At 67.1% G+C, this 11,514-nt stretch carries 13 protein-coding genes; 3 read left to right on the forward strand and 10 right to left on the reverse strand.

Translation table 11 applies throughout. The features are described 5' to 3' along the window. Positions 1-16: 16 nt before the first annotated feature. The 3 genes from CC207_RS21830 to CC207_RS21840 are packed head-to-tail and all read right to left on the reverse strand — an operon-like array spanning position 17 to position 2,483. A complete protein-coding gene (locus tag CC207_RS21830; protein ID WP_069016117.1) occupies positions 17-844 on the reverse strand; it encodes an ABC transporter permease in 828 nt (275 codons plus the stop codon). Then, positions 838-1,632 (reverse strand): phosphonate ABC transporter ATP-binding protein, encoded by a 795-nt coding sequence (locus CC207_RS21835; RefSeq protein WP_028689785.1) that lies wholly within the window; start codon positions 1,630-1,632, stop codon positions 838-840. The genes CC207_RS21830 and CC207_RS21835 overlap by 7 nt, the downstream gene beginning before the upstream one ends. Then, positions 1,629-2,483: a putative selenate ABC transporter substrate-binding protein gene (locus tag CC207_RS21840; protein ID WP_062364031.1), complete on the reverse strand. Its 855-nt coding sequence runs from the start codon at positions 2,481-2,483 to the stop codon at positions 1,629-1,631. The genes CC207_RS21835 and CC207_RS21840 overlap by 4 nt, the downstream gene beginning before the upstream one ends. A 119-nt stretch (positions 2,484-2,602) precedes the next feature. Here CC207_RS21840 and selD point away from each other — a divergent pair, with 119 nt between their 5' ends. Together selD and mnmH are read left to right on the forward strand one after the other, a co-directional pair. After that, positions 2,603-3,637 (forward strand): selenide, water dikinase SelD, encoded by a 1,035-nt coding sequence (selD, locus tag CC207_RS21845; protein ID WP_028689787.1) that lies wholly within the window; start codon positions 2,603-2,605, stop codon positions 3,635-3,637. Then, positions 3,637-4,749, forward strand: a complete 1,113-nt coding sequence (gene mnmH / locus CC207_RS21850) for a tRNA 2-selenouridine(34) synthase MnmH (RefSeq protein WP_088852751.1) — start codon at positions 3,637-3,639, stop codon at positions 4,747-4,749. The genes selD and mnmH overlap by 1 nt, the downstream gene beginning before the upstream one ends. Positions 4,750-4,764: 15 nt before the next feature. On the opposite strand, the gene CC207_RS21855 is transcribed toward mnmH, so the two are convergent. Beyond that, the gene (locus tag CC207_RS21855) at positions 4,765-5,151 is read right to left on the reverse strand and encodes a lysozyme inhibitor LprI family protein (protein WP_028689789.1); all 387 of its coding nucleotides are present in this window, start codon (positions 5,149-5,151) and stop codon (positions 4,765-4,767) included. A gap of 34 nt (positions 5,152-5,185) precedes the next feature. Next, on the reverse strand, positions 5,186-6,106 hold the full coding sequence (locus CC207_RS21860; RefSeq protein WP_028689790.1) for a LysR family transcriptional regulator: 921 nt from the start codon (positions 6,104-6,106) through the stop codon (positions 5,186-5,188). A gap of 91 nt (positions 6,107-6,197) precedes the next feature. Between CC207_RS21860 and CC207_RS21865 the strand changes: the two genes are divergently transcribed. After that, on the forward strand, positions 6,198-6,665 hold the full coding sequence (locus tag CC207_RS21865) for a DMT family transporter (protein WP_028689791.1): 468 nt from the start codon (positions 6,198-6,200) through the stop codon (positions 6,663-6,665). An 8-nt stretch (positions 6,666-6,673) separates the two neighbouring features. On the opposite strand, the gene CC207_RS21870 is transcribed toward CC207_RS21865, so the two are convergent. From CC207_RS21870 to CC207_RS27890, 5 genes are all read right to left on the reverse strand, one after another. Then, positions 6,674-7,213 (reverse strand): hypothetical protein, encoded by a 540-nt coding sequence (locus CC207_RS21870; RefSeq protein WP_028689792.1) that lies wholly within the window; start codon positions 7,211-7,213, stop codon positions 6,674-6,676. Between the two features lie 51 nt (positions 7,214-7,264). After that, positions 7,265-7,828: a GNAT family N-acetyltransferase gene (locus CC207_RS21875; RefSeq protein ID WP_088852752.1), complete on the reverse strand. Its 564-nt coding sequence runs from the start codon at positions 7,826-7,828 to the stop codon at positions 7,265-7,267. 93 nt (positions 7,829-7,921) lie between these two features. Continuing rightward, on the reverse strand, positions 7,922-8,167 hold the full coding sequence (locus CC207_RS21880; RefSeq protein ID WP_028689794.1) for a DUF3077 domain-containing protein: 246 nt from the start codon (positions 8,165-8,167) through the stop codon (positions 7,922-7,924). Next, the gene (locus CC207_RS21885) at positions 8,164-8,409 is read right to left on the reverse strand and encodes a hypothetical protein (RefSeq protein ID WP_036985930.1); all 246 of its coding nucleotides are present in this window, start codon (positions 8,407-8,409) and stop codon (positions 8,164-8,166) included. The genes CC207_RS21880 and CC207_RS21885 overlap by 4 nt, the downstream gene beginning before the upstream one ends. Positions 8,410-9,058: 649 nt before the next feature. Beyond that, the coding region (locus tag CC207_RS27890; protein WP_256582182.1) for an autotransporter domain-containing protein at positions 9,059-11,514 on the reverse strand (2,456 nt) is incomplete at its 5' end.

Genomic DNA, 11,514 nt, shown 5'->3' on the forward strand with positions numbered 1-11,514 from the left:
CCATTGATCACCCGCCTCATGCGAGCCTCCCGCGCAGGAAGCGGCTGAGCAGGTCGGCCAGCACCACCAGCAACAGGAAGGTCAGCAGCATGCTCGCCACCTCGGCCCCGGCGAACATGCGCATCGACAAGTCGATCTGCTGGCCCAGGCCACCAGCGCCGACGAAGCCCATCACCACCGAGGCGCGCACCGCGCATTCCCAGCGGTACACGGTATAGGACACCACCTCGCTCGCGGCCTCGGGCAGGGTGCCGTAGAAAAACGCCGACAGGCGGCTGCTGCCGGCCTGGAGCAAGGCATGGGCCGGACGCTGGTCCACCGACTCGAAGATCTCCGCGTAGACCTTGCCGAGCATGCCGCTGTAGGTAATGGCGATGGCCAGCACCCCGGCGGTCGGGCCCAGGCCCACGGCGCGGACGAACAGCAAGGCCCAGACGATCTCGGGCACACTGCGCAGGAAGATCAGCACGCCACGCACCGGCAGGCGCGCAGCGCGTGACCATGGTCCCAGACGTCCACCATTGGAAGCTGCCCGCAGCGACAGCGCCCGGCTGGCCAGCAGGCTGGCCGGCACCGCCAGCAGCAGCGCCAGGGTCATGCCCGCCGTGGCCACGGCCAGGGTCTGCACCGTGGCGCTGAGCAGCAGATGCAGAAAGCCGGCGTCGTGGGCCGGGGGCCAGAATGCGCTGACGAAGCTGGCCATCTGCTGACGGTTCTCGGCCTGCAACAGCACGCCGGGGTCGAGTTCGCTCAAGCGCAGGCCCGGCCACAGCAGCGCCAGGCACAACAGGGTCAACAGCAAACGAGGAATGGCAGCGGGGTCGCGCTGGTCAGTGCTCAGCATCGCGGGATCTGCACCTGCAGGCTCGCCGTCGCGGCAACAGGCGAGGCCAGTTGCTCGTTGGCGTACAAGGCATCGAGCATCGCTTCGCTGACCGCTTCTGCCGGGCAGTCGAACGCTACCTGCCCGGCACGAATGCCGACAATGCGCGGAAAATGCGCCAAGGCGAGCTCCACCGCGTGCAGGCTGGCGACCAGGGTCACGCCATGGGCCTGGGCATGGCGATTGAGCAGCGCCAGGCTATGGTCGGCCAGCACCGGGTCCATGGCCGAAACCGGTTCATCGGTCAGCAGCACTTCAGGTCGCTGGTACAAGGCACGGGCAATGCCGACCCGCTGCAACTGGCCACCGGACAACTGCCCGCACTGGGCGAACAGTTTGTCGGCCATGCCCAGCTCGGCCAGCGCCGCACGGGCACCGGGTACATCGCCGGGGTGGATCAGGTTGAGCAGCCCGCGCAACGTGCCCCACTGCCCCAGGCGCCCCGCCAACACGGCGGTGACCACCCGCTGGCGCAGCGGCAGGGGCGGCGCCTGGTGTACCAGGCCAACCCGTGCGCGCAAGCGCTGGCGGGCCCGGGCAGACAATGCCCAGGGCTGCTCGCCCAACAACTCTAGCCGCCCGCCACTGGGCGGCACGGCGGTGCCCATCAGGTGCAGCAGGCTGGATTTGCCGGCCCCGGACGGACCGATGATCGCCACCCGCTCGCCCTGGCCGATCAGCAGGTCCACCGCGCTCAAGGCCTGGACCTGACCATGGCGCACACTGGCGCCCTGAACACGGATACTCACTTGAGCAGACCGGCCTCACGCGCGGCTTGCTCGGTGCCCGCGTAGTTCTCAGGCTTGGTCTCGATGAAGCGGCTGGCGGCCTGCAGGTCGAGGATCGCCTTGTCCGCAGGCTTGGCCGGGTCCAGGGCGAGGAAGGCCTGCTTGATCTTTTCTTTCAGTGCCGGGTCCATGTTGCCGCGCACGGTCCAGTTGTAGTCGAAGTACTCCGGCGTGGTGGCGAACACCTTTACCTTGCTGGTGTCGACCTTGCCGGCTGCGACCAGCTTGTCCCAGACGCTGGCGTTGAGCACGCCGGCATCGGCCTTGCCGGCCTGGACCCAGGCGGCGGTGGCATCGTGGGCGCCGGAATAGGCAACGCGGCTGAAGTACTCCTCGGGCTTGATGTTGTCGTTCTTGAGCATGAAGTAACGCGGCATCAGGCTGCCCGAGGTGGACGAAATCGAACCGAAGGCGAAGGTCTTGCCCTTGAGGTCCTTGAGGCTTTTCACGTCCGGGTTGGCGGTGATGAACTTGCTGGTGAACTTGGCATCCTGCTCACGCTGCACCAGCGGCGTGGCCTTGGGGTCCTTCAGGTGCACCTGGACGAAGGTGAAGCCCCCCAGCCAGGCCAGGTCCAGGCGATCGCTGGCCAGCGACTCGACCACAGCCGGGTAGTCGGCCACCGGCACGAACTGCACCTTCATGCCCAGCTGCTGCTCGAGGTACTCGCCCAGTGGCTTGAACTTGCGCAGCAGTTCGGTTGGCGCCTCGTCGGGGATGGCGCTGACGCGCAGCACATCGGCGGCCTGGGCGAACACCGCGCAGCAGGACAGCGCGAGGCCGGCAAACAGTGCCAGGGGACGTTTGAGCATGGGGATTCTCCGGTTCGATCGCGGGGTATGAGTCGGTGTTGCATCGCGGGAAGTATAAGAGCCGCAGGCACAAAGGCCAGCTTTGCTACAATCGCGCATCACGAAAAGTCGAGGTGCACATGAGCGAGCCGATTCGTCTGACACAGTACAGCCACGGCGCTGGCTGTGGCTGCAAGATTTCTCCCAAGGTCCTGGATGTGATCCTCGCCGAGAGCGGCACGCAGGCCCTCGACCCGAAACTCTGGGTCGGCAACGCCTCGCGCGACGACGCCGCCGTCTACGCCCTGGATGACGAGCGCGGCGTGGTCTCGACCACCGACTTCTTCATGCCCATCGTCGACGACCCGTACGACTTCGGCCGCATCGCCGCCACCAACGCCATCAGCGACATCTACGCCATGGGCGGCGACCCGCTGATGGCCATCGCCATCCTCGGCTGGCCGGTCAACGTGCTGCCGCCGGAGGTCGCCCGCGAGGTGATCCGCGGCGGCCGCGCCGTGTGCGCCGAAGCCGGCATCCCGCTGGCCGGCGGCCATTCCATCGACGCCCCCGAGCCGATTTTCGGCCTGGCCGTGACCGGCGTGGTGAGCAAGCGCCACCTCAAGCGCAACGACACCGCCAGCGTCGGCTGCCGCCTGTACCTGACCAAGCCACTGGGCATCGGCATTCTCACCACCGCCGAGAAGAAGGCCAAGCTGCGCGAACAGGACCAGGGCCTGGCCCGTGACTGGATGTGCACCCTCAACACCCCGGGCAGCCGCTTCGGCAAGCTCGACGGCGTACAGGCGATGACCGACGTCACCGGTTTCGGCCTGCTCGGCCACCTGGTCGAAGTCGCCGAGGGCAGCGGCCTCACCGCCCGCCTGCAGTACGCCGCGGTGCCGCGCCTGCCCAGCGTCGAGCATTACCTGGCCGAGGGCTGCATCCCCGGCGGCACCCTGCGCAACTTCGACAGCTACGGCCACAAGATCGGCGCGCTGAGCGACGAGCAGAAGCACCTGCTGTGCGACCCGCAGACCAGCGGCGGCCTGCTGGTGGCGGTCACTCCGCAAGGCGAGGCGGAATTCCTCGCCGTGGCGCGGGAGCTCGGGCTCGAACTGGCGCCGATCGGCGAGCTGGTCGAGCGACAGAGCCACGCAGTCGAGGTGATCTGATGCGCCCCGACTGCACCGAGCTGAAACAGCTGTTCCTCGACGACGTGCCGATGATGGACATGCGCGCACCGATCGAATTCACCAAGGGCGCCTTCCCCGGCGCGGTCAACCTGCCGCTGATGAACGACCAGGAGCGGCAGAAGGTCGGCACCTGCTACAAGCAGCAGGGCCAGGCCGCCGCCATCACCTTGGGCCACCAGTTGGTCAACGGCGCGCTCAAGCAACAGCGCCTGGAGGCCTGGGCCGCGTTCACCCAGGCCCATCCCGACGGCTACCTCTACTGCTTCCGTGGCGGCCTGCGCTCGCAGATCGTCCAGGGCTGGCTCAAGGACGCCGGCATCCAGTATCCGAAGGTGGTGGGCGGCTACAAGGCCATGCGCACCCTGCTGATGGACACCACGCTGCAGGCGGTGCAGCAGTGCGAGTTCGTCCTGGTGGGCGGACTGACCGGCACCGGCAAGACCGATGTGCTGCACCAGCTGGACAACGTGCTCGACCTCGAAGGCCACGCCAATCACCGCGGCTCCAGCTTCGGCAAGCGCGCCACGGCGCAGCCGGCGCAGATCGATTTCGAGAACGCGCTGGCCATCGACATCCTCAAGAAACGCGAGCGAGGCATCGGCCAGTTCGTGCTCGAGGACGAAGGCCGCGTGGTCGGCAGCTGCGCGGTGCCGCTGGAAATGTACCAGGGCATGCAGCGCTATCCGCTGGTGTGGCTGGAAGACAGCTTCGCGCATCGCGTGGAACGTATCCTGCGCGACTACGTGATCAACCTGTGCGCCGAGTACATCGCCGTGCACGGTGAAGAAACCGGCGGCCCGCTGTTCGCCGAGCGCATGCGCCAGAGCATGATCAACATCTACAAGCGCCTGGGCGGCGAACGCTTCCAGCGGCTGTCGACGTTGCTCGACCAGGCGCTGGAGGAGCAGCTGCGCAGCGGCAACGTGAGCCTGCACCGAGGGTGGATCGAAGGGCTGCTCAAGGAATACTACGACCCGATGTACGCCTACCAGCGAGCGGCCAAGGCACAGCGGATCGAGTTCGCCGGAGACGGCGTGGAGGTGCGCGAGTACCTGAAGGCCCGGGCACTGCGTGAGCAACGCGGCGCCTGATTCGCGGATGCCGCATCACTGCCCCGGACTGAGCACCCGCTCCAGCTCCGCCGCGCGGTCCTTGCTCATGTCCATCTCACACATGGCGCCTTCGATGCGGTAGATGCTGCCGTTGCTCAACTTGCCGTGGAAGGCGCAGTTGCCGTCGCGGTACTTCATCCAGGTGCGCTGGACGTCGCGCAGGTCCTTCTGCTGCTGGCTGTCGAGCTTGGCCATCAGCTGCTTGTAGACCCGGTTCAGCCGGTCATCCTGCAGCTGGGTCTCGGCCTGTATGCAAGCGCCCATGGCCAGGGTGCTGGAGGCCTTGTCCATGCACTGGGTGTAGGTGGGCGAATAGTCCTCGGCCTGGGCGCCGGCGGCGATCAGCAGGGCGGCGGCGCCGACCAGGCAATGCTTGAACATGGGTTTTCCTTTTCGCAGATGAATGCGGCACAGCCTAGCACCCTGCCGCACCTTCGTTCACGCACAGCGCCTGGATCCGCGCCCGCAGCCAGCGGTGCCCGGCATCGCCGTCACGCCGCGAGTGCCAGGCCTGGGCAAAGGCGAACGGTGAGATCGCCAGGGGCGGCGCGAACCGGCGCAGCGCCGGGTCCAGCCGGGCACCGGCAAGGCTGCGCCGGGCCACGGTGAGCACCAGGTCGGTCCCGGCAATGACACTTTGGGCCACCCCCCAATGCGGCAAGGTCAGGGCGATGCGTCGGCGTGCGCCCAAGCTGGCCAGGGCCTGGTCGATCTCGTTGTCGATGCCGGGGCGCACCGCCACCAGCACATGGGGCCGCGCCAGCCAGGGGTCGAGCGCCAGGCCGCCTCGGGGCGGCAGGCTGGCCCGGTCGGCCAGGCAAACGAAGGATTCCTCGAACAGCACCTGCTGGGCCATTTCCGTCGGCAGTTCCGGGAACACGCCCAGCGCCAGGTCTGCCTCGCCGTCGATCAACTGGCCGAGCATCGCCTCGCGGCTGCCTTGGGACACCACCAGGTCGATGCACGGCGCTTCGCGCCGCATCAGGCGCATCAACGCAGGCAGCACCACGCGGGCGCCGTAGTCGGACATGGCCAGGCGAAACGTGCGCCGGGCCCGCGCCGGCTCGAAGCCCGGCGTGCCGAGCAGTCCGTCGAGTTGCTGCAACGCCTCCTGCAACGGCGCTTGCAAAGCCTCGGCACGGGCTGTCAGTTGCAAGCGGCCACCGCGTCGCACCAGCAACGGATCGGCGAAAAGCTCGCGCAACTGCGCCAGGGCATGGCTGACCGCCGGCTGGCTGCGATGCAGGCGCAGGGCCGCGCGCGAGACATGTTGCTCGCTGAGCAAGGCGTGCAAGGTCAGCAGCAGGTTCAGGTCGATGCGGCGCAGATCATCCATGGTACGAATACAGCCTGTGCGAAGTTCGAATTTCCATCATTGAAATGCATGATCGAGACTGAGGCCAGTGTTCTTATCTGGAGTAGACACCATGCCCGCCAGCCTCTTCGCCGCCCTCCCCTTGTTCATCGCCCTGCTCGCCGGGGCCGCCGTGCCGTTCCAGGCCGGCAGCAACGCCGCGCTCGGGCGCCTGCTCGGCCATCCGCTGTGGGCCGCCGGGGTGTCGTTGCTGGTCAGCCTGCTGATGCTGGTGCCGGCCCTGCTGCTGATGCGCGCGCCGCTGCCGCAGGTGCAGCAACTGGCCCATGCGCCCTGGTGGGCCTGGTTCGGCGGGGTCGCCGGGGTGCTGTACATCACCGCCGCGCTGGTGCTGACGCCGCGCCTGGGGGCAGCCGGGTTCATCGTCTGCGTGGTGGCCGGGCAGGTGCTGTCGTCGCTGCTGATCGACCAGTTTGGCTTGATGGGGTTGCCGGAGCGACCGGTGAACCTGCTGCGGCTGGCGGGGGTGGGGATGATCGTGATCGGGATGATCGTGGTGCAGTGGGGCACGGCGCGTTGAGCGCACCCTCACAAGGTGTGCGGCTGCTCCGGCGGCACGATCACCTTGTGCGGCTCGAAGCGCAGCGAGGGCATCTGCGTACCGGCATACAGCGCCACGCTCAGGGCAGCGATCAGCGCCACATCCAGCCAGCTCCAGCCCGGCACCTGCGCCGCCGAGCGCGCCTTCCAGCACCACCACAGCTGCCCCAGGCAGAACACCAGGATCGCCAGCAGCCACAGGTAGAAGCCCGCACCAAAGCCGGTCACATCCTGGAAGGCGTAGCTCTGGTTGTCCGGCAAGCGGGTGATGGCGAAGCTGCTGGCCGCCAGGTACAACGCCACCAGGCCGCATACCAGCGCCAGGCGGCGGAACCGGCGGTGGGCGAGGACTGCCAGCGCCAGCAGCGGGTTGGCGAACCACTGGTACAGGCCGAAGGCGATGCCCCAGGGGCCGTAGAGCAGCATCTGCAACGCCGGCATATGCCGGCCCGCCCCCATCAGGGCGCCATCGAAAGCCAGGCTCAGCAGGTACAGCAGCAAGCTGAAGGTCAGATAGAAGGCTGGCAAACACAGACTCCGTCGATCATCGGCAAAACCCGACCATAGCGTACCTGTGCCTCAGGCGACAGGCAGTTCGAGCAGCAGCCCGTACAAGCCCGAATCGGAGAGCTCACCGGCGACACACCAGCGGGCGCGCAAGGTGCCCTCAAGGACGAAGCCCTGGCGTTCCAGTGTACGCGCCGAGCCCTGGTTGCGCGGATCGATTTCCGCCTCCAGGCGACGCAGGTGCAGGGTGTGGGCGAGGTAGTCGATGAAGCAGGTCAGCGCCTCGTCCATGTAGCCCCGGCCCTGGGCGGATTTGGCCAGGCAGTAGCCGATCTCGCCACGGTGTGACCCCTCCTCGAGGTTGAACAGCTGGACCATGCCGATCAGCTCGCCGTTGTCGCGGCGGTACATGCCCAGCTTGAGCAACTGTCCGGCGGCGTAGGCTTCGCGGTCGGCGGCCAGGGCGCTTTCGGCCTCGGCCAGGGTCTGCCAGGGGGCGTGGTACCAGTAACGCATCACTTCCGGGTCGGCCATGATGGTCAGCCACTGCTGCGCATCGCCATGGCGCATGGGGCGCAGCTGCAGGCGTGGGCTGTCGAGGCACAGGTCGCTGGGGAAACTGCGGGGGTCGGGCACGCCGGGACTCCTGTCCGGTGGTGAGGAGATGACAGTCTAACGACAGTGGCTCGGTCTGGCATCCCTGGGGCCGCTTTGCGGCCCCTTTCAGCGCTACCGGTTCAACCCCAGCTCCATGTCATCGATCAGCCCCTTGGCCAGCCCGCTGAGAATTCGCGCCGCACTGGCGGCCATGAGGTCACCCTCCATCTCGGCCTCGGTGGTGAAATGCGCCACACAGCCGAGCAGCACCGACAGGTCGCTGAACGCGTGGTCAAACGGGATGCCGGGCTGGATGCAGAAGATCTCGAGGCAGGTGGTCTTGCCCTGGGTCGGGCCGGGCTTGAAGTCGTCGCTCATACCGGCGCCCCCTTGGCCCGGGCGTGGCGGACCAGCGAGATGACCAGTTGGCCGAGGATCTCGACGCTGTCCATCATCACGTCGAGACGCTCGTCGCGCTGGCAGACGGTGTAGGCGTGGACGGTGTCGCTGAGGATGTGCATCAGCTTGTTGGCGTGGGCCATCGCTTCCTCGGGGTCGAGGTCGCTGATGATGGTGACGAAGGGGATTGGGTAGGGTGGGTCAGGTACTAGTTTTTTCATAGTTGTTACTCTGGAAAGGGTTTCTAGAGCAACCACCAGCATCCTTCTCACAGACAAGGGTGGCAGCCGTACGCGAGGTGAGAAGACCGTGTCCAGACACCACGGCCAGACCGAAGTCTGCGCGCGCACGGCTGCCATAACAGGCAACCTGAATCTGGACATGGACGGGCTTCTCACACCCGGTCGCCAAATGTGACGACCCAGTGACGGTACCCCTGATGTATTTCCCGGCCAATTCAGAGCCTTCCGGCAGGCGCGTAGGATAGGTCCGAAGCGCTGGCTGGCTGAAGGATTTGGTTTCAAATTCGGAAATGTCTTACGGGGTTTGGGGCGAGGTTTTGATCGCGTCATGGCCACCAGGTGCTTGGCGATGGCCTTGCAGCGCCTGCAAGATCGAGCGCCGCCCGCGCGGCGCATCGCGACGCAAGGCCGCTCCCACATCTGTTTCGGGCCAGTCAGTCCTGAGCCATTACCTGGTCCGCCTTGTTGGTCCGACGCAACTTCAGCATGGGCACCACTGCCGCCCCGCACGACTTGAGGCGTGCACCAAGGCGGGCGCCGCCTCATTCACAGGAAAAATTGGCCCGAAATAGATGTGGGAGCGGCCTTGTATCGCGAAAGGGCTGCAAAGCAGCCCCGGCGATCTACTTCAGAACCCCATGCTGAAGCTCACCACCACACCATGGTCGCGGTTCTCGCTCGACAGCTGCCCGGAATACCCGACCCCCAGCTTGCCGCTCGCGCCCACCGACAAATCCACCCCGGCCTCGACCACCGCCGCGTCCTTGGCGATCGGCACGCCCTCGGTGCTGAACCCGGCGCCGCCACCGACGAAGCGCAGATCGGCATCAGGCTTGTCGTCACCGAAGGCATGCCGCCAGCCCACCGACAGCCGTGGCGTGACAGTGCTGCCGTTGTCGAGCAGGATGCGCTTGCCGGCCCGCACGCCCAGAGTGGAGAAGGTCACGTCCTGGTCGACCTTGCCTTCCAGCCGCCCTGCCCCGCCCTTCTCGTGGGCGGTGTCGCTGTCGTAGTTGACGTAGGCCAGGCCGGCGAACGGCTCCAGAGCGATACCGCCGGCATCGATGGCATAGCCCACCTCGCCGAACACCTGGGCGCTGCGCGCCTTGTACTTGGCCTTGAGGCGGTCGTCGTAGCTGCCCACGGTGACATCACGCTTGGTGTCGATGTCGTGCCAGCTGTAGGCCACGCCCATACGGGCGGCGAAGGCGTCCAACTGGTAGCCGAGGTAAGTGGTCAGGTGATAGCTGTCCACCGTGGCGTCGGAGCGGCGACGGTGCGCATCGATGCTCGAGCGGGTGTAGCCGGCGGCGGCGCCGACTTTCCACTGGTCATCCAGGGCACGGTCGACGCCAAGCATGAAGCCCGACAGGTCACGGTCGACGCTGGCATGGCTGCTGCTGCCGTCGTAGGTACCCCAGCCGCCGATGGCGCGGATCCAGCCCACGGCCTGGCCCTGGCAGCCTTCGCTGGTCAGTTGCTGGTTGGCGGTCGGCGCCAAGGTGCGACGCGGATCGTCCTGGTTGCTGCAGTCAGCCTGGCGCAGGCGGTCGTTGACCGCGTCGCGGACGTAGCGCGAGTCCTCGATCAGCACGGTCGCGGTGCTGGCGTGGATCTCGCCGGACAGGCTGTCGAATGCCGCCTGGGCAGCCTGGCGGTCAAGCGGCAGCACGTTGTTGACCAGCTCGGCCGGCGCCCCGGCACTGCTGAGGGCGGTGGCCACGCCACGCTGGTTGCCGGTGGCGGCGACATCGGCGAAGGAGGTGCCGTTGCGGCTGACCGACAGGGTCACCTGGTTGGCGCCATAGTTCAGCGAGCTGTTGAGGAACGCCGAGTTTGCCAGGTTGGTGGTGGCGAAGGTGCCGGTGACACCGCCCGCCGCGCTGACCACGGTGTACTGGCCGTTGCCACTGGCGAGGTTGGCCACCATCAGGCTGCCGCCGAGGTTGGCCGTGCCGCCCACGTTCAAGTAGTTCACCGGCGAGGTGGCAAGGTCGATTACCAGGGTGCCGGTGGCGCCATTGGTGAAGTTGCCCGATACGTTCAGGTTGCCGGCCGGCCCCGGCAGCACGGTGCCGTTGTTGGTCAGCCCGGCGACGGTGCCGTTGCCGGTCAGCGCGGCGCCGTTGGCTACCGTGACCTGGGCGCCGAGGGTGCTGCCCGGGTGGGCGGCATCGCCCACCTGGAGCACGCCCTGGTTGACGTTGAAGGCGCCGCTGAACGGCTGGTTACCGGTCAGCAGCAGGGTGCCACCGCCCTGCTTGGTGGTGGTGCCGGTTCCGCTTAGGGTGCCGTTGAAGGTGCCATTGCTACCTTGGGCAAACACCAGGTTGGCATTGTTGAGGATGTTGCCCTGCAGGCTGGTGGTGTTGCCGACCAGGGTACCTCCGCTGACGGTAGTGCCGCCACTGTAGGTGTTGGCGCCTGCGAGGATCAAGGTGCCGGCGTCGAGTTTCTCAATACCGCCGGTGCCGACCAGCGGCGCGCTGATGGTGGCTGTGGCGCCGGCGTTGACACGCACCGACGCAAGGCTGCCGTCGGTATCGTTGACTGGGGTCAGGCTGCCACCGGCCCCCGGGACCACCTGGTAACCACTGCTGAGGAACTGCAGCCCGTCGAACGACTGGTTGCCGACCACGGTGACGGTGCCCGGCGTACCGCCGAAGACCGCGTAGCCGCCGCTCCAGCCTTCGCTGGTGGTGCCACCGGCGTTGGTCCAGCCAGTGTTCGAGCCCCAGGTGCCGCTGCCGCCGCCGATGCTGCCGTCGGGATTGGTCTTGCCGCCATTCCAGAATTGCAGCGCCTCGCCGTAGTTCTGCACCACCAGGTTGATCTGGTTGGCGATGGCGGTCTGCAGGCTGAGGTCGCCCAGGACCACGCTGCCCGGAATGGCGCCGAACACCAGGCCGTTGTCGGTGAGCGTGCCGCCGTAGCTGAACAGTTGGTAGACACCAGTGCCGAAACCGCCGGCATCGGTGATGTTCAGCGTGCCGTCGAGCACCAGGTTGCCGTTGACCCTGACCACGGTGGTGGAGGCGGCCGGAGCGCCGAGGCTGAAGTCCAGGGCGCTGCCCGACGCCAGGT

Source organism: Pseudomonas sp. DrBHI1, from assembly GCF_002205115.1.
Taxonomy (GTDB): Bacteria; Pseudomonadota; Gammaproteobacteria; order Pseudomonadales; family Pseudomonadaceae; genus Aquipseudomonas; species Aquipseudomonas mosselii.